General features: G+C 47.5%; 17 protein-coding genes and 2 pseudogenes. 3 read left to right on the plus strand and 16 right to left on the minus strand.

The window, feature by feature from the left end:
• Nucleotides 1-47 precede the first annotated feature (47 nt).
• The 11 genes and pseudogenes from purF to fabB all read right to left on the minus strand — a co-directional run bounded on the left by purF (nt 48) and on the right by fabB (nt 11,201).
• Nucleotides 48-1,562 (minus strand): amidophosphoribosyltransferase, encoded by a 1,515-nt coding sequence (gene purF, locus Pcarn_RS08710; RefSeq protein ID WP_261833479.1) that lies wholly within the window; start codon nt 1,560-1,562, stop codon nt 48-50.
• A gap of 31 nt (nt 1,563-1,593) precedes the next feature.
• Nucleotides 1,594-2,085 carry a CvpA family protein gene (locus Pcarn_RS08715; RefSeq protein ID WP_261833480.1) on the minus strand — a complete coding sequence of 164 codons (492 nt, stop codon included), beginning with the start codon at nt 2,083-2,085 and terminating at the stop codon, nt 1,594-1,596.
• A 63-nt stretch (nt 2,086-2,148) separates the two neighbouring features.
• Nucleotides 2,149-2,415: pseudogene (locus Pcarn_RS22155) on the minus strand (SPOR domain-containing protein); the annotation flags it as partial.
• Between the two features lie 86 nt (nt 2,416-2,501).
• Nucleotides 2,502-2,724: pseudogene (locus Pcarn_RS22160) on the minus strand (cell division protein DedD); the annotation flags it as partial.
• Entirely contained in the window at nt 2,714-3,988 is a 1,275-nt protein-coding gene (folC, locus tag Pcarn_RS08725; RefSeq protein WP_261833482.1) for a bifunctional tetrahydrofolate synthase/dihydrofolate synthase, read from the minus strand. The gene folC and the pseudogene Pcarn_RS22160, both read right to left, overlap by 11 nt.
• Before the next feature lie 38 nt (nt 3,989-4,026).
• Nucleotides 4,027-4,950 (minus strand): acetyl-CoA carboxylase, carboxyltransferase subunit beta, encoded by a 924-nt coding sequence (accD, locus tag Pcarn_RS08730; protein WP_261833483.1) that lies wholly within the window; start codon nt 4,948-4,950, stop codon nt 4,027-4,029.
• A 193-nt stretch (nt 4,951-5,143) separates the two neighbouring features.
• Nucleotides 5,144-5,935, minus strand: a complete 792-nt coding sequence (gene truA / locus Pcarn_RS08735) for a tRNA pseudouridine(38-40) synthase TruA (RefSeq protein WP_261833484.1) — start codon at nt 5,933-5,935, stop codon at nt 5,144-5,146.
• A 78-nt stretch (nt 5,936-6,013) separates the two neighbouring features.
• Entirely contained in the window at nt 6,014-7,573 is a 1,560-nt protein-coding gene (locus Pcarn_RS08740) for a FimV/HubP family polar landmark protein (RefSeq protein WP_261833485.1), read from the minus strand.
• Nucleotides 7,574-7,720: 147 nt separating this feature from the next.
• A complete protein-coding gene (locus Pcarn_RS08745) occupies nt 7,721-8,734 on the minus strand; it encodes an aspartate-semialdehyde dehydrogenase (protein WP_261833486.1) in 1,014 nt (337 codons plus the stop codon).
• Complete coding sequence (locus Pcarn_RS08750; RefSeq protein WP_261833487.1) at nt 8,731-9,864, minus strand: 4-phosphoerythronate dehydrogenase; 1,134 nt, start codon at nt 9,862-9,864, stop codon at nt 8,731-8,733. The genes Pcarn_RS08745 and Pcarn_RS08750 overlap by 4 nt, the downstream gene beginning before the upstream one ends.
• Before the next feature lie 125 nt (nt 9,865-9,989).
• The gene (gene fabB / locus Pcarn_RS08755) at nt 9,990-11,201 is read right to left on the minus strand and encodes a beta-ketoacyl-ACP synthase I (protein WP_261833488.1); all 1,212 of its coding nucleotides are present in this window, start codon (nt 11,199-11,201) and stop codon (nt 9,990-9,992) included.
• A gap of 119 nt (nt 11,202-11,320) precedes the next feature.
• Here fabB and mnmC point away from each other — a divergent pair, with 119 nt between their 5' ends.
• On the plus strand, nt 11,321-13,312 hold the full coding sequence (gene mnmC / locus Pcarn_RS08760; RefSeq protein WP_261833489.1) for a bifunctional tRNA (5-methylaminomethyl-2-thiouridine)(34)-methyltransferase MnmD/FAD-dependent 5-carboxymethylaminomethyl-2-thiouridine(34) oxidoreductase MnmC: 1,992 nt from the start codon (nt 11,321-11,323) through the stop codon (nt 13,310-13,312).
• A 38-nt stretch (nt 13,313-13,350) separates the two neighbouring features.
• On the opposite strand, the gene Pcarn_RS08765 is transcribed toward mnmC, so the two are convergent.
• The 5 genes from Pcarn_RS08765 to prmB all read right to left on the minus strand — a co-directional run bounded on the left by Pcarn_RS08765 (nt 13,351) and on the right by prmB (nt 17,052).
• Nucleotides 13,351-13,887 carry an NADPH-dependent FMN reductase gene (locus Pcarn_RS08765; protein ID WP_261833490.1) on the minus strand — a complete coding sequence of 179 codons (537 nt, stop codon included), beginning with the start codon at nt 13,885-13,887 and terminating at the stop codon, nt 13,351-13,353.
• A gap of 114 nt (nt 13,888-14,001) precedes the next feature.
• Complete coding sequence (locus tag Pcarn_RS08770; RefSeq protein WP_261833491.1) at nt 14,002-14,271, minus strand: YfcL family protein; 270 nt, start codon at nt 14,269-14,271, stop codon at nt 14,002-14,004.
• Between the two features lie 3 nt (nt 14,272-14,274).
• On the minus strand, nt 14,275-14,805 hold the full coding sequence (locus Pcarn_RS08775; RefSeq protein WP_261833492.1) for an elongation factor P hydroxylase: 531 nt from the start codon (nt 14,803-14,805) through the stop codon (nt 14,275-14,277).
• 99 nt (nt 14,806-14,904) lie between these two features.
• On the minus strand, nt 14,905-15,990 hold the full coding sequence (gene aroC / locus Pcarn_RS08780) for a chorismate synthase (protein ID WP_261833493.1): 1,086 nt from the start codon (nt 15,988-15,990) through the stop codon (nt 14,905-14,907).
• A gap of 129 nt (nt 15,991-16,119) precedes the next feature.
• Nucleotides 16,120-17,052 carry a 50S ribosomal protein L3 N(5)-glutamine methyltransferase gene (gene prmB / locus Pcarn_RS08785; RefSeq protein ID WP_261833494.1) on the minus strand — a complete coding sequence of 311 codons (933 nt, stop codon included), beginning with the start codon at nt 17,050-17,052 and terminating at the stop codon, nt 16,120-16,122.
• A 60-nt stretch (nt 17,053-17,112) separates the two neighbouring features.
• Here prmB and smrB point away from each other — a divergent pair, with 60 nt between their 5' ends.
• Both smrB and Pcarn_RS08795 read left to right on the plus strand, forming a co-directional pair.
• On the plus strand, nt 17,113-17,634 hold the full coding sequence (smrB, locus tag Pcarn_RS08790) for an endonuclease SmrB (RefSeq protein ID WP_261833495.1): 522 nt from the start codon (nt 17,113-17,115) through the stop codon (nt 17,632-17,634).
• 61 nt (nt 17,635-17,695) lie between these two features.
• Nucleotides 17,696-18,217 (plus strand): fasciclin domain-containing protein, encoded by a 522-nt coding sequence (locus Pcarn_RS08795; protein ID WP_261833496.1) that lies wholly within the window; start codon nt 17,696-17,698, stop codon nt 18,215-18,217.
• Nucleotides 18,218-18,234: the final 17 nt, after the last annotated feature.

The raw sequence follows: 18,234 nt of genomic DNA on the forward strand, positions 1-18,234 counted from the left end.
AACCCAGCTCTGGCAGCTGGGTTTTTTAGTATCTATATATGGCTAAATTAAGCTTCGTTATACAGCTCTAGGTTAGCGAGGTCTTGCGCGATATCACGCTGAAGTTTTGCATCGTCAGAGCGAAGAGAGTCTAGGTACTCAAGATACTCCTGGTCTACATCGCCAGTTACGTAGTGACCGCTAAATACAGACGCTTCAAATTCTTTAATATCTGGGTTGCCTTCACCTACCGCAGATACTAGGTCTTCGATAGTTTGGAACATCAGACCATCAGCACCAATCATATTCGCAATCTCATCGACTTCACGACCGTGAGCGATTAGCTCGTTAGCACTTGGCATATCGATACCGTAAACGTTCGGGAAACGAACCTCAGGCGCTGCAGAAACGATGTAAACCTTGTTTGCACCAGAATCACGAGCCATATCGATGATCTGCTCTGAAGTAGTACCGCGAACGATAGAGTCATCTACTAGAAGAACGTTCTTGCCCTTGAACTCAGAACGGATAGCGTTCAGCTTACGGCGCACAGACTTCTTACGCTGGGTTTGACCAGGCATGATGAAGGTACGACCAACATAACGGTTCTTCACGAAACCTTGGCGATATGGCTTGTCGATGATCTGAGCGATCTGAAGCGCGATATCACAAGACGTCTCTGGGATAGGAATTACCACATCGATATCTAGGTCATCCCACTCTTGCTTGATCTTCTCACCCAGTTTCTTACCCATCTCTACGCGAGCGGCATAAACAGAAACCTTGTCGATGAAAGAGTCAGGACGCGCAAAGTAAACGAACTCAAAGATACATGGGTTCAGTTGAGGATTCTTCGCACACTGCTTAGTTGCGATCTCACCATCAAAAGTGATGTAAACCGCTTCACCCGGTGCGATGTCACGCATGAAGTCAAAACCAACTGCATCTAACGCTACAGACTCAGACGCCACCATGTATTCGGTCTTACCGTCTACATCGCGCTTACCAAGACAAAGAGGACGAATGCCGTTAGGGTCACGGAAAGCCACCATGCCTTGACCGATGATCATTGCAGATACTGCGTAAGCACCCTTTACTGTCTCGTGAACGCGCTCAACCGCTTCAAAAACCTCTTCTTTGGTTAACTTAAGGCTCTTAGTCATATCGATGTTATGAGCTAGAACGTTTAGCAGAACCTCAGAGTCAGAAGTCGTATTTACGTGACGACGGTCTTGTTCAAACAGACGCTGACGAACTTCTTCTGCGTTGGTCAGGTTGCCGTTATGTGCAAGGGTGATACCAAATGGCGAGTTCACATAGAAAGGCTGTGCTTCAGACGCACTTGAACTGCCTGCAGTTGGGTAACGAACGTGACCGATACCTACTGTGCCTTGAAGACGCTGCATGTGTTTTGCTTCGAACACATCTTTAACTAGACCGTTCGCTTTACGCAGACGAAAACGATTGCTATCTATGGTAATAATACCCGCAGCATCTTGGCCGCGGTGTTGTAGCACGGTTAGTGCATCATAAATAGCCTGATTGACAGGGGTTGTGCCCACAATCCCAACAATACCACACATGTCTTTACCCTCAGTATTGACCTATTTCGCTTTATACCACGCCGGATAAAAAGCTAGACGTTTGTTTCAAATGTTCAAAAAACGGGGCTATGATTCGACTGAATTCAGGGATCAGTTGCGACTGACGCCACCAATCCGAACTTGGCAAGCTAGTGAAGGCATCCATAAAGAACAATACAGCCGCCACAACTAGCACACCTCTTAGGGAGCCAAAGACCACCCCTAAGACTCTGTCGGTACCCGACAGCCCGGTTTTTTGAACCAACTGGGCAATAACATAGTTGACCACCGCGCCGACAACCAAGGTAGCGATGAAAAGCGCGCCTACTGCCGCACCATTTCGCACCATGTCATCTTGGATATTAGTAAAGTAAACCGCGAGCTTGGCGTAGTATTGGCTGGCTATAAAAAAGGCACCAAACCAAATCACCAAAGAGAGCGCTTCCTTAACAAATCCTCGAACTAAACTGATCAGCGCAGATAAACCGATCACACCTAAAATTGTAAAATCTACCCAGTTCATGAGCATTACTTCCTCATGTTGGCGCGCATTCTAACAGAAAAATGCGCGACGCAAACGTTTTCTTTATGGATTTAGTGGCTTAAATGTTTGAATCTGACCATTTAGGCCAGTAATTTTTTTCAGCTCAGGCAACTGAGACTCTAGCTTGGAGCGGGAAACGTCAGGTCCGACAATTACTCGAGAAAGGTCCTTATCTTTTTTCACGTTGGCTTGAAAACCACGACTGCGAAGATCTTTAACCATGGTTGCCGCATTCTCTGCATTGCGAAGCGCGACTAGCTGAATGATATAAGCACCATCTTGATACTGGTTGCGCTCAGGCACTTCACGCTCTTTAACCTCAACCACTTCTACAGGTTTAGATTCTATCTTCACCGTCTGTTTTGGCGCTTCAGGCTCTGGTGTAGATTCCTGTATCACCTCTTCAACTGGACTCGGTGGCAAGCTCACGTCTTCTTCAACCGGCTCTAGCACCTCAAAAGACTCAACCTCAGACTCCAGTTCAGGCTTGATCGGGATAGCAACAAACTCCTCTTTATAATGGAGCTTCTGTCCATCTAGAACATCCGGCAGGACGATTACACCCACAGCCACTAAAACTATGGTTCCAACTAAACGGCTTTGGAACTTACTTGCCATTTGAACTCCTTGTTTGCCAATACTCTAATACTGCGCCAACCGTGAAAAATGAACCCAGCACTAATACTACATCCTCTTTGCTAGCGGACGATAAAGCCGCATTGAATGCATCGATCGGATTATCAAATTCTGGGGTATCAGATGAGAGGTGCTGACTTAATTCACTGGCGCTGGCCGCTCGAGGGCCCTCTAGCGACGCGGGATACCAGATAGGATCACACGCCTTTAATTCTTCTAGGGTAGCTTCTACGTCTTTATCGTGAAGCATACCTATCACAGCATGCAGCTTTTTATCGCCATAACGCTGTTTAACTTGCTTGACCAGATACTCGGCCGAATGCGGGTTGTGTGCCACATCCAAGATAATGGTCGGTTCACTACCAAGCTTCTGCATACGTCCTGCAAGGTTTGCCTCTTCTAGCCCTTTAACCACATTCACATCGGTTATATCCAGCTCGGATACACCAAGTGCCATCAATGCGGTAGCGGCGTTTGCCAATGGAAGATTTGGAAGTGGCAGGTCATTCAGATCGAAGCTTCCAGATTGCCAATGCCAACGCTCGCCATCTTGCTTATAGCTGTACTGGTATTCCACCTGATACAAGGGCGCCCCTATGTCATCGGCATGCGCGGCAACCGTCATCGGCGCATCAGGCTGACCACAAATAGCAGGCTTGCCACTGCGGAAGATGCCGGCTTTTTCAAAACCAATCACATTGATGTCATCACCGAGCCAGTCCACATGGTCTACAGCCAAGCTAGTGATAACGGAGACATCGTGGTCAACGATATTGGTGGCATCGAGCCGACCGCCCAAACCCACTTCAAGCAGGACCACATCGACCTGCTGCTGTTGGAAAAGATGCAGCCCAGCTAAGGTCGCTATCTCAAAGAAACTAAGACTGGTTTCACCACGAAGGGATTCAATGTAATCAAAGGCATCAACATGATGCTGATCGCTAAGTTCTTCGCCATTGATGCGAACGCGTTCGTTGTAACGAATCAGGTGGGGGGAGCTGTATACGCCTACCTTGTAACCAGCATCTAGTAAGATAGCTTCCATGATGGCACAGGTCGAACCCTTACCATTAGTACCGGCAACGGTAATCACCTTAGGTGCGGGTTTAGTAAGGCTAGGATTGGCTCGCTTGGCAACCTCAGTAATGCGGTCTAGGCCAAGGTCGATGGCGGTGGAATGAATGGATTGCAAATAATCAAGCCACACCGATAGTGGCGATGTGGCTTGTGGACGTTGAGAACTCATCTATCTACGCAAAGCTTGGGATAATGAGTACTACTTTACTATTTTTCTTTAGCAACTGGTACTTCGTATTCAGGCTCTTTTTCACCTTGAGATACAGGTACTACCATTGGCGAGCTGTGTTGGGTCAACTTGGCGATGATACCACCCACACGCTGGCGCATTTCACGGCGATCAACGATCATATCGATAGCACCGTGCTCCAGCAGGAATTCACTGGTTTGGAAGCCCTCTGGTAGGTCTTCACGTACCGTTTGCTCGATTACACGACGACCAGCAAAACCGATTACTGCGCGTGGCTCACCGATGTTGATGTCACCCAGCATAGCGAAGCTTGCTGATACACCACCCATAGTTGGGTCAGTCATTACCGAGATAAACGGTAGGCCTTTGTTCGACAGACGCTCAAGAGCGGCACTGGTTTTCGCCATCTGCATAAGAGACATCAGCGCCTCCTGCATACGTGCACCGCCACTTGCTGAGAAGCACACAAGGCCACAGTTGTTTTCGATAGCCGCTTCTACTGCGCGAACAAAACGAGCACCTACAACCGAACCCATTGAGCCGCCCATGAATTTGAACTCCATGGCACAGGCAACGATAGGCATGCCCATAAGCTGGCCTTTCATAGCGATAAGCGCGTCTTTTTCGCCACTGCTCTTCTGATAGGTAGAGATACGGTCTTTATAACGCTTAGTATCTTTAAACTTCAGTTTGTCTTTAGGCTCTAGCTCTGTGCCTAGCTCTTCACGACCATCTTTATCTAGGAAGCTGTCTAGTCGTGCGCGCGCACCGATGCGCATGTGATGATCACACTTAGGACATACTTCTAGATTACGTTGCAACTCTGCTTGATACAGCACTTGCTCGCATGAAGTACATTTAGTCCATACCCCTTCTGGGATACTTGCCTTACGAGACGATGAAATGCTGCTTTTGTTAAATATCTTCTCAAGCCAACTCATGAAAGACCTTTTTCTTTGAGCTCCCGTCCTTTAGACAAGAGGTGAACAATTTGCAAGGATTAAACCATATATCCACATCAGTGTAGATAAAAAACTGGTTGTACCTATCAGAATATGGTTAAAATTTGACTCATTTTGGGGTCGATTGTTGCCAAAATGGTACCTAACTCACCTTTGGGGCAAGTTGTAAAAATTAAAGTTCCTCAGGAAGGAACAGTGGCCCCATCGGCGCCTGTGGAATACCAAACTGCTCTGGGTAATCCACACTCACCAAATAGAGGCCTTCAGCCTTGGCGGTAGCTCCGGCAAGCTTTCTGTCTTTTTGCTCCAGAAGCCATTTCATCCAAGTTGTTGGTTGCTCTCCGCGCCCTACTACAAGAAGGCTACCCACTATGTTTCGCACCATATGGTGCACGAAGGCATTGGCCTTGATATCCACCACAACATAGTGATTATGACGAGTCACATTAATGTGCATCATATTGCGAAACGGACTTAGAGATTGGCAGTATGCAGCGCGAAATGAGGTGAAATCATTCTCACCAAGCAAGAACTGGGCAGCTTCGTGCATCTTCTCAACATCAAGCTCACCATGATAGTGGCTCACGCCCTTGCCTAGAATTGCCGGACGCAGTGCATGGTTAAAGATGACATAACGATAGCGACGTGCAGTAGCACTAAATCGAGCATGAAACTCTTCGTCAACCTCAACAGCCCAGCGCACAGCGATATCCTTAGGAAGGTTGGCATTAACGCCCATCTGCCATGCCACCAGCTTACGCTTAGATTCGGTATCAAAGTGAACCACCTGCCCTGTGCCGTGCACGCCCGCGTCGGTGCGACCTGCACACTGAACCTCGACCGGATGGTTAGCCACCGCTGTAAGCGCCCTCTCTAATCGCTCTTGCACAGAATCGAATTCATTCTGTCTTTGCCAGCCGTAGTAACGTGAGCCGTCGTATTCAATACCTAGGGCAATTCTCATCTATTTGATACTCTTTAAGGCCTGCCGACCGATGTAAAATGGGCGAGCAGTATAAACCAAGCTCTGATTGCTCTCAAACTACTTAGAGATGGAATCCAGAAGCGTTTGTGCCTGCTGTTTCTGCTCACTATCACCCTTGTCGATAACCGTTTGCAAAAGCTTAGTGGCATGCACAAAGTCGTTCATCTGGATATAAACAGAGGCTAAGTCAATAAGACCGGCTATCTCCCCTCTCTCATCAACATCGGTCAGCTCAACCTTGCCAATGACATCAGGAAACTCATCCAGACCAACCCTTAGATCTAAGTCTTCTTCATCTGGATTTACCTGAGGCTGTGAGTCGTTCTCCGCCAGAATATCGTCGATAGACTTGTAGTTGCTTTTCTTAGGCTCTACTTTCTCCGGTTCTGGTTTCTCTTGAGCTTTCTCTTCTTGAATAGAAGCTTCAGACTCAGCCATTTCTTGCACTGGCTTGTCATCGGTTTCGGCTAAAGCCTCAGCAAGGGCCTCTTCTTCACCATATTCAGGCAGATCTTCGTCCCGCCACGTCTCTTTCTCTTCGGAAGCTTCAGGTTCTTCCTCTTCAACCTGATTCTCTTTTGCCAAGATTTCATCAAGTTTTTGCTCAAACTCTTGATCAAGCGGACTCACTACATGCTGAACTGGCTCATCATCAGCTTTAGGCTTGGCTTCCGCACTCTCTATTTCTTGTTCAGCCGCAGCCGTACTAGCAGGTATAGAGTTCAGCTCTTTCGGTTTGTTATTCTCATTTGCAAGATTTGGTAGCGCCTTAACACTGCTTAGGGTCATTCGCACCATAAGCAGCATGATAAGAGCCGTGATCACCACAGACAGCGCTACGATAACCCACACATTAGTCAGTAGACTCTCAGGCTCGGCTGGCGTCGTTCTAGATTGGATGATCTGCTGCTCAAAGTTAGAGCGCCTCTCAGCTTCAAGCTCTAGCTTTCCCTTAAGGTCGACCACATCGGTGCGGATGCTTGAAAGTTGCTGCATCAAGTTTTGATTGTTTTGCTGCAGGCGTTGTGAATCTTTCTGAGAGGATTGCAATTGTTGCTTCAAAAACGCAATCTGCTCATCTTGGATAGCGCGAGCACCGGAGTCCTCAACTTGGATTCGTGTGGGGCCGTTTTCCTGCGCAAGTTTAGCTAGATAGCTAGGTTTCCTCTCGTGAATCTTCATCAAGCGAATAGCTTCACTTTCGCTTTGCTTGTCCACTTCCGCCTCTGTTGGAATAGAGATGGTACTGCCCGGTTTCAACAGATGGATATTGCGGTCTTCAAATGCGGTTGGGTTTGCTCGATAGATGGCCAGCACCATCTTGTAAACCGATTGGTCCTCACTGGTAATCGCCTTACTGGCGATAGACCACAAGGTTTCATCAATGCCAGTCGGGCCATAGGTGCGCTCTATGGAGATCTTATTCTCAGCACGATTAATGACAGTTTTACCGTCAAAGGTGTCTGGCACAATATAGGTAGGTACGGCCTGAAGTTCTCCATCAGGTCCAGTTAATCGAATCTCTTCCGCTAACGCAGGTGTAGCTAGCGTAATTAGCGCCATTAGGGCGACAAATTTAACTCGAAAACTCATAAGAAGTTTCGCCCAAAAAGTCATTCACAAATCCATTTGAAACAGTAGAAATACTAATTTCCTAGATTTCACCATAAAACTCAACTTTGACCCCGAGTTTTAAGCAAAAAATGTGTCATAAACAAAAAGCCCGCCAATCAAGGCGGGCTTCAGCTTAAAAATCACTCGATTTTATAGGTAATCGCGGATTAGAACTTCTGCAATATGAACTGCGTTTGTTGCCGCGCCTTTACGCACGTTATCGGCAACAACCCACATGTTTAGACCACTGTGATGACTGATATCGTTGCGAACGCGACCCACCATTACATGGTCTTTACCGCCTGCATCACGAACCTGAGTTGGGTAGTCTTCACCACGGAATACTTCAATGCCTTCCGTCTGCTCTAGAAGCTCCATCGCATACTCTGCATCCATTGGGGTGCTAGTCTCGATATGTAGCGCTTCTGCGTGACCGTAGAATACAGGTACACGTACACAGGTTGGATTAACCATGATAGAAGCATCATTGAAGATCTTCTGGGTTTCCCACACCATTTTCATTTCTTCTTTGGTGTAGCCGTTTTCCATGAACTTATCGATCTGTGGAAGACAGTTAAATGAGATCTGCTGACTGAACGCATTCGGCTCCACAGGGCGACCGTTTAGTAGGCTCGCGGTTTGACCGGCTAGCTCATCAACACCTGATTTACCTGCGCCAGATACTGACTGATAGGTCGATACGTTAATACGCTCGATACCCACAGCATCATGAATAGGCTTTAGTGCCACCAACATCTGAATGGTAGAACAGTTCGGGTTAGCAATGATGTTGCGGTTACGGAACTCAGCGATAGCTTCTGGGTTAACCTCAGGCACAACCAGTGGAATATCATATTCATAACGGAAATGTGAGGTATTATCGATCACGATAACGCCTTCATCTGCCGCGATTGGTGCCCACTTTGCGGATAAATCGCCACCAGCAGAGAAAAGCGCAATATGCACCTGTGACCAATCGAAATCTTCTACATTTTGTACTGCAATGGTCTTACCGTTGAAGCGGTAGCTTTTACCCTCACTACGCTCACTGGCAAGCAGGTGCAATTCTTCTACTGGGAAATCACGCTCCTGAAGAACTTCTAGGATGGTTTCACCTACTGCACCGGTTGCCCCTAAAATGGCAATATTAAACTTTTGACTCATTGCGTTTCCTCAATTTTAAATCCAAGCTGCTCTAGTTGGCTCAAGTTGGTCTCTTTTGTACCTGCAACCGTCACTGCACCGTACTCTCGGCGGTCCCAGTATTGCTTGCGCATCTTGTCAAAAGAGCCAGGCTTGGCAATCTCTCTTCTAAACAGAGCATCGTCTTTGCGCACATCATAGATCAACTGAGTCAGATTGTGCAGTGTTGCTTCGTCCCACTCGCGTGAAAGTCGAACAAACGGCACTGGCGCTTGTGGCAATAGGTCATTGGCACTCGCTCTAAGCTCGCTGCCAATATGCTCACAGAAAGAATTAAAGATCATTGTGGTGCCACGCGCCTTACCCTCAAGGCCGTACCCAGCCACGTGCGGTGTTGCAAATGCAAGCAGCGGAAGCAATTCCATATCCACTTCTGGTTCAAACTCGAATACATCCAGCACCGCGGTGAAACCATCTTGTTTTTCTAGTCGGGCTTTAAGCGCCGAGTTATCTACCACAGGGCCACGAGCAGCATTAATCAAGATTTGATCGCCACGCAGGTTATTCAAGCGTGCTTCATTGATTATGTGGTGAGTTGGGTACTCGCCATCTTTGGTGATTGGGGTGTGCATAGAGATAACATCGCACTGTTCTAGCAAGGTCTCTAGCTCAGTAAACTCACGCTTATCGCCCTTTGCTTGCGCCGGTGGATCATTGATAAGCACTTTAATACCAATGCCTTGCAAGCATTTAGCAAGATAACTGCCTACCTGCCCCGCACCGATAATACCAACGGTTTTATCAAAGATTGAAAAGCCTTTCTCTTGAGCCAGTACCATAAGGCAAGAAACTACATACTCAGCTACGCCAACCTTGTTACAGCCAGGTGCATGGGTATAGTGCACACCCTTAGCTTCAAGCGCAGCCTGGTCTAAGTGGTCATAGCCTGCAGTCGCCGTGCCCACAAACTTTAGCTTGTTGGCTTTTGACAGCAGTTCTTCATTCACCTTGGTCACCGAGCGGATCATAAGACCGTCCACATCCACTAGGTCATCGGCTGTGATTGTGCGTCCAGAAAGGGGAATTACCTCACCAAGTTGGCCAAAAAGCTCCTTGGCATAAGGCATGTTTTCATCAATGATAATTTTCATACAGGTAGGTCGTTGTTGATTATCAGGCTAGGTTAAGCCCTGCTTAAAATAATGTAAATAAAAAGCCCGACCAGCATTGCCAGTCGGGCTTTTCAAAAGATTCAGATTTGGATTAATTCCAAAAATTAGCCTTCGTACTTCTTGATAACAAGAGTCGCGTTAGTGCCGCCAAAGCCGAAGCTGTTAGACATTACCGTCTTCAGCTCAACATCGCGCTTCTCAGTTACAATGTCTAGGCCTTCAGCTGCTGGGTCTAGCTCTTCTACGTTGATGCTTGGTGCAACAAAACCGTGCTCTAGCATTAGAGTCGTGTAGATAGCTTCGTGTACGCCAGCCGCACCTAGTGCGTGACCAGACATAGCCTTAGTTGCAGAAATCGCTGGGCTGTTACCACCGAATACTTCTTGGATAGCACCAAGCTCTTTCACGTCACCTACTGGAGTAGAAGTACCGTGAGTATTCACGTAATCAACGCCATCTACATTTTGCAGAGCCATCTTCATACAACGAACTGCACCTTCACCTGATGGAGCTACCATGTCGTGACCGTCAGAGTTAGCACCGTAACCTACGATCTCACCGTAGATCTTCGCGCCACGTGCTAGTGCGTGCTCAAGCTCTTCGATAACCATCATACCGCCACCGCCAGAGATAACGAAGCCGTCACGGTTCGCATCATAGGTACGTGAAGCGCGTGTTGGGTCATCGTTGTACTTAGTCGATAGAGCGCCCATAGCATCGAACATCATAGACATGCTGTAGTCTAGTTCTTCACCGCCACCAGCGAATACAACGTCTTGCTTACCAAGTTGGATAAGCTCCATCGCATGACCAATACAGTGCGCTGAAGTAGAACATGCAGAGCTGATTGAGTAGTTAACACCCTTGATCTTAAATGGTGTTGCAAGACATGCAGAAACGGTTGAACCCATAGTACGAGTTACCATGTAAGGACCAACGCGCTTAACGTTCTTCTCGCGTAGAGTATCGATTGCAGCGACTTGGTTCAGTGATGATGCACCACCAGAACCTGCAACAATACCAGCACGCTCATTTGAAACTTGCTCTGGAGTTAGACCAGAGTCAGCAATCGCTTGCTCCATAGATAGGTAAGCGTATGCCGCTGCATCGCCCATGAAACGCATCTGCTTACGATCAATATGCTCTGCTGGGTTAATCTTTAAACTGCCCCAAACCTGAGAGCGCAGGCCGTTCTCTTTAAACTGTTCTGAAGCTTCAATGCCTGATTTACCCGCTTTCAGTGATTCAAGTACTTCTTCGACGTTGTTACCGATACTTGAGACAATACCCATACCGGTGATCACGACTCGTTTCATGTGACAATCCTATAATTCAAATTTTCCGCTAGATAATACCGACAAAGACTACACAAAGTGGTCAGCTTTCCCTGTAATTTGTACAATCTGTCTTATTAGTGGCAGATTTTATGATCTAAATGAGCAAAATTAAATACGCACAGCTTGAATGGAACGAAGCTGGCACCCCAGTTTCCGAGCATTTCGACGACGTTTACTTCTCAAACCAGAACGGTTTAGCGGAAACCCGCTACGTTTTCTTGCATCAAAACCATATCCCAAGTAGATGGAATGAATACCAGCAATCGCGTTTCGTAGTGGCAGAAACCGGATTTGGCACTGGCCTCAACTTTCTTGCCCTTTGGCAGGAATTCAAGGATTTTAGGGCTCAAAATCCAGATGCTAAGCTCAACCAGCTTCATTTTATCTCTTTCGAGAAGTTTCCGGTTACTCGAGAAGACTTAGAGAAAGCTCACGCCAGTTGGCCCGAACTAGCAGAGCTTGCCAAAGAACTGCAAGCCTCTTACCCAGATGCCCTACCCGAGTGCCACCGTCTTGTATTAGATAACGGCGCCATCACTCTCGATCTCTGGTTTGGCGATATCGCCGACTGTATGCCCAAGGTGCCTACCTACAGTGACGGCATCGTGGATGCTTGGTTCTTAGATGGTTTTGCCCCAAGCAAGAACCCAGAGATGTGGAATCAAGACCTATTCAATGGCATGGCTGAACTGGCAAAGCTTAACTGTTCCGTGGCTACCTTTAGCGCCGCAGGCTTTGTACGTCGCGGGCTTATTGAAGCCGGCTTTGCTATGCAAAAAGTAAAGGGCTTTGGCACCAAGCGTGACATGCTGGCAGGTCGAGTAGAACAAAAAACTCCGTATACCAATATCTCACCCATGTTTGACCGTGCCAGTAGCAAAACCGACGATATCGCTATTATCGGCGGTGGTATCGCAAGTGCGACTCTGGCTAAAGCTTTGATCGCACGGGGCTCAAAAGTGACGGTGTATTGCAAAGATGAGACTGCCGCCGAAGGCGCTTCTGGCAATCGTCAAGGCGCGCTTTATCCGTTACTTACACCAGAGGTGACCACCATCTCTAAACTGTTTGGGTCCGGTTTTGGTTTTGCAAGGCGCTTTTACGACGATGCGGCTAAGCAGAATGAGTTTGACCATAACTGGTGTGGCGTAACCCAATTAATGTGGCAAGAGAGTGAGAAAACCAAGCTAACTAAGCTCGTACAGGGCCAGTTTCCAGAAAGCTTGGTCAAGCATTTGACTGCCGAGCAAACCAATCAGGCCGTGGGTTTGGATTGCGACTTGGAAGCAGTCTCATATGAGCAGGGCGGCTGGCTCTCTCCCAAGCAGTGTACCCAAAACCTATTAGAAAGCTTGAGCGTGCTAAAAACTTCGCATCAAATTGAGTCCTTAGCTCAATTGGAAAATGGCAATTGGAAGATCACCACTTCCGATGGCGATTTTGAACATCAGGTGGTAGTTTTAGCCAATGGTCATCACTTTGATCAGTTTGAGCAAACCTGCTCTGTGCCTTTAGGCAAGGTTAAGGGACAAGTGAGTCATATCCCGAGCAACGAAACCTTGTCGAAGCTTAAGACAGTACTTTGTTACGATGGCTATATGACCCCAGCCAATCCTAAAACCAATAGTCACTGTATTGGTGCCAGCTATGATCGCTCAGATCTATCCAATGCCTTTGACCCAGACGCGCAACAGCAAAATGGCGATAAGCTAAGAACCTGCTTACCAAATCAAGAATGGCCACAAAGCGTGGACACCTCAGACAATCAGTCTCGCCAAGGCGTACGCTGTGTCTCTCGTGACCATCTGCCGTTTGTAGGTAATGTAGGAAAGTTTGAGCAAATCAAAACCGAATATGCTGACCTTCAACATCAAAAAGAGGTTCAGCCCGTGGCTCAATACGAGGGTTTATACTGCTTATTCGGTCTAGGTTCGAGGGGCCTAACTACAGCACCACTGCTTGGTGAAGTGCTTGCTTCTCAGATACACCAGCATCCACTGCCGCTATCCACGGATATCTTAGAAGCCCTGCACCCAAGCCGTATGTGGGTAAGAAAGCTCAGAAAAGGCAAAGCTATAGTCGAGCTATAAACTTCAAACGTAAAAAAGGGGCTTAATGCCCCTTCTCTTCACACTAACTCGCCAATCAAGGTTTCAACCGTCTGCTTTACCTTCTCGCCCATCTCTGGGTCTTTAAACTCATTTGCTTCCACATCAAACACGTCATAGAAGCTCGGTACCGACAGTGATGCCTTGACGTCAGCCGCGAAGTAAGGGGCCGAGTTTACTGCCGTATTTAGCACGTTCTGCGCGCCACCTGGGCCAGGTGAAGTAGCAAGATAGACAACAGGCTTGTGCTGGAACACATTGCGGTCGATACGGGTTGCCCAATCAAATAGGCTCTTGTAGGCCGCGGTGTAGCTAGCGTTGTGCTCAGCGAACGAAACCACGATGGCATCGGCGCGACCAAGCTTGGCTAGAAAACGCTGAGCATCTTCCGATTTACCGATCTCTTTTTCCTTGTCTTCACTAAACAATGGCGCATCGAATTCTTTAAGATCCAACACCTCAACATCAGCATTTGGGATCAGGTTCGCAGCGTAAGCCGCTAGAGTTTTATTAATTGAAGTAGAGCTGGTGCTTGCACCGAAAGCGACAATTTTCATCTTGGTATCCTTTTGCGATGGAGTGTTTTGACCTTGAGTTAGATAATAAAAAAGCTCTTAAGGGGTTACCACCTAAGAGCTTTTAACATCATATTCGAAAAATTTGAATAAGCGTTACGCCTGAATCATATTCGACAGGTTATCCCACATGTCTTGTACGATCACACGGTCAGCAGGAGTCAGTTCACTTTGCGCCTTATCTAGGCTCTCTACGATCTTTTGTTTGAACTGTGCCACGTCAGCAATCGCTTCGCTCTCACAATCGGCCGCGGCCAGTGAGATATGGCCACGTAGGTAACCACCTGCAAACAATTCATCATCAGAAGCAGTCGCTACCTGCTGGTCAATATGGTCAAGCAATTGCTCTTCTAGCTGTAAAATCATAGGTTAAACGACCTTAAAATCTTGCGCCTTAAGTGGTGGCGTGTTGTAAAAATCACGGAGTGCATTAGACAGCATTTCAACACGCTTTGGCAATCCTGTTTGTAAAATCTTTAGCACCTCAGCGTGCACTTTGGCAGTAAAACCGAGTCGATCTGGCTCGAAGCTACCATGAAGATTGTCACAGCTCACCTGAAAACGAAAACCCGCGCTTTGCGATAAGATCCACTCATAGGCTTGAGGGCGAATCTCTACCTTTTCGAACTCGGCCTGAGTCTTTTCATCACGGCCATCTGGCTCATACCAATATCCGAAGTCCTCAAGAAGCCTTCTCTTAGGGCCTGCCACACACCAATGGGCAATCTCATGCATGGCTGACGCGTAGTAGCCATGGGCGAAGATAATGCGATGGTAATTGTGCTCAGCATCGGCTGGCAGATAAATAGGTTCATCGTCACCCTTAATAAGGCGAGTCTGAAATTCCTCAAAAAAGGTGGTATCGAAGAGTTCGATAAGGTGCTCAATCTTGTGAGGCATAAAAACTTCTAGCTCAATTTCACTGGGCACATTGTGCGGATTTTTGGCTCAAGATACAACAAAGGCGCGATAAACGCGCCTTTCAAACTCAAACAGAGGCTAAATCTTCGGGGTTTGGGTCACTACGCCGTGGTTTTGACCACGATGACGAAGCAGATGATCCAGCAATACAATAGCTAACATAGCTTCTGCAATCGGCACAGCGCGAATACCTACACATGGATCGTGACGACCCTTAGTGATCAGCTGAGTCGGCTCACCTTCTTTGGTGATGGTGTTACCCGGTACCGTGATACTAGAAGTCGGCTTAAGCGCGATGTTAGCAACGATATCTTGACCGGTTGAGATGCCACCTAAGATGCCACCAGCATGGTTAGATGCAAAGCCCTCAGGAGTCAGCTCATCTCTGTGTTCACTGCCTTTTTGCGCAGCCACATCGAAGCCATCACCAATCTCAACGCCTTTCACCGCGTTAATGCTCATTAGCGCATGTGCGATATCGGCATCAAGGCGATCAAAGATAGGCTCACCAAGACCAACAGGGATACCCTTTGCAACTACTTGTAGCTTAGCGCCCACAGAGTCACCCTCTTTCTTCAGATCACGGATAAGCTGGTCAAACTGCTCTACCGCTTTCGCATCTGGTGAGAAGAATGGGTTGTTCTCGATCTCGTTGTAATCAACTTCGCTGATCTTCACGTCACCCATCTGGGTAAGGTATGCACGGATCTCAACACCAAATTCTTTGGCTAGATACTTCTTCGCAATAGCACCAGCAGCAACACGCATCGCTGTCTCACGTGCAGAAGAGCGGCCGCCGCCACGATAATCACGCACACCATATTTTTGATGGTAGGTGTAGTCCGCATGACCTGGTCGGAATTTATCTTTGATCTCAGAGTAATCTTTTGAACGTTGGTCTGTGTTTTCAATCAGTAGACCAATCGAGGTGCCTGTGGTTTGCCCCTCAAATACACCTGAAAGGATCTTCACCTCATCAGGTTCGCGACGCGCAGTGGTATATCGAGAAGTACCCGGGCGACGACGGTCGAGATCTTTTTGCAGATCCGCTTCGGTGATCTCTAGACCCGGAGGACAACCATCTACAATACAGCCAAGTGCAATACCGTGACTCTCGCCAAAGGTGGTCACTCGAAAGTGTTGTCCTATGCTATTTCCTGCCATTACTTCCTCGTTGTAACTCAATCGTTTTTTGACAATCCCTCAATACTCCATAGATCCACTCAGGTTGTAAAGAGCACAAACAAAAAAACAGCCCATAAGGGCTGTTTTCAAACAATTGGCATTCTCTAATTAATCGAGATAAAGAGAAAATTCATCCGCACAATCTACGCACTGCTGACGAGTCAGCATAAACACGCCATGACCGCCATTTTGGAACTCAATCCAAGTGAATGGGATGTTCGGATACTGATCCATCACATGCACCATAGAGTTACCCACTTCGCAGATAAGGATGCCGTTCTCAGTCAGGAAGCGAGGTGCGTTAGCAATGATGCGACGCATCAACTTAAGACCGTCACTACCAGCTGCAAGGCCAAGCTCTGGCTCATGCTTAAACTCTTCAGGTAGAGAGTTCATGTCCTCTTCATCCACATAAGGTGGGTTGGTCACGATAAGATCGTATTTGTCCTCGATAAGATCACGGAACAAATCTGAGCGAATCGGAGTAACCTGAGCCTCAAGACCGTGGTCTTGAATGTTCTGCTCAGCTACTTCTAGCGCATCTGCCGAGATATCGATGGCATCCACTTCTGCATCAGGGAAGGCGTGCGCACAAGCAATAGCAATACAACCAGAGCCGGTACACATATCCATGATGCGACGAGGCTCTTCTAGTAGCCACGGCTGGAACTGGTTTTCAATCAGTTCACCGATTGGAGAGCGTGGCACTAGCACTCGCTCATCTACGAAGAACTCAAGACCGCAGAACCAAGCCTTGTTAGTAAGGTAAGCGGTTGGGGTGCGGTCATTAATACGTTGAATTACGCGCTCAACGATGCGCAGACGCTCACTGCTGGTCAGTCTCGAGTTCAAGACATGAGACGGAACGTCGATAGGTAAGTAGAGAGAAGGTAGGATCAGTTGTACCGCTTCATCCCATGCGTTATCTGTACCATGGCCATAAAACAGACCCGCAGCATTAAAACGGCTAACGGTCCAACGAATCATATCTTGCAGTGTATGGAGTTCAGACACCGCTTCATCTACAAAAATCTTATCCAAAATTTTCTCCAAAAAGCGCTACAATACTGCCCAATTAAGGTTTGATTGGTTAGTGACCACATGAGCAACACAGAAGATGACGACTTTGCATTGTTTCAAGAGGCAGTACAGGGCGTTAAAAAACTGGATCAGGATACCATAATCCAGAAGCCAAAAAGAGAGACAAAGCAAAAACAGCAACAAAGATTCAGTCGTGAAGCAAGAGACAATGAATTTTTCTTCTCAGACGAGTTTGTTCCGCACCTAAATGAGGAAGGCCCGACTCGCTATGCCCGTGATGACGTCTCTAAGTACGAAGTGAAAAGACTGCGCCGCGGCGTGTATGTGCCGGACGTATTTCTGGACATGCACGGCATGACGCAAAACGAAGCCAAGCGTGAGCTCGGTGCCATGATTGCACACTGTGTAAAAGAGAAGATCCATTGTGCCAGCGTGATGCACGGTATCGGTAAACACATACTCAAACAGAAAGTGCCGCTGTGGCTTGCCCAACATCCTGATGTAATGGCCTATCACCAAGCACCCCTAGAGTTTGGCGGTGACGGTGCACTCCTAGTTCTGCTCTCTATCCCTGAAAAGTAATGATCTTTTCCCCCTGCCCCTCGTAATCAGATCTGCATAATCAATTTACGAGGGACAGGTTATGACTCAAGTTGCAATCCACACACTAAAACAAAAATTCCTACACCATTTTGCTTGGCTTTTAGGGGTGTTCATTATTAGCTTCAGTGCCAACGCAGCGCACCACGGTATGAAGAAAGACATCGTCGACATCGCAGCGGGTAATCCAGACTTCTCTACCCTAGTGACCGCTGTAAAAGCAGCTGGCCTAGTGGATACCTTGAAAGGGGAAGGTCCATTTACCGTGTTTGCTCCAACCAACGAAGCATTCGCTAAACTGCCGAAGAGCACATTAGACGCATTGCTCATGCCAGAGAACAAAGACAAACTAGTGGCAGTGCTCACACACCACGTAGTGCCGGGAAAAGTCATGGCGGCGGATGTGGTCAAAATGGACAGTGCCAAAACGGCCCATGGTGACATGGTGATGATCAAAGTCGATGGTGGCAACGTGATGGTAGACAATGCCATGGTCACTGCTACCGACATCAAAGCGTCCAATGGTGTGATTCATGTTATCGATACTGTAATTATTCCAAAATAATGAACCCATAACGAATT

It is taken from the genome of Vibrio ishigakensis, assembly GCF_024347675.1.
GTDB classification, from domain to species: Bacteria; Pseudomonadota; Gammaproteobacteria; order Enterobacterales; family Vibrionaceae; genus Vibrio; species Vibrio ishigakensis.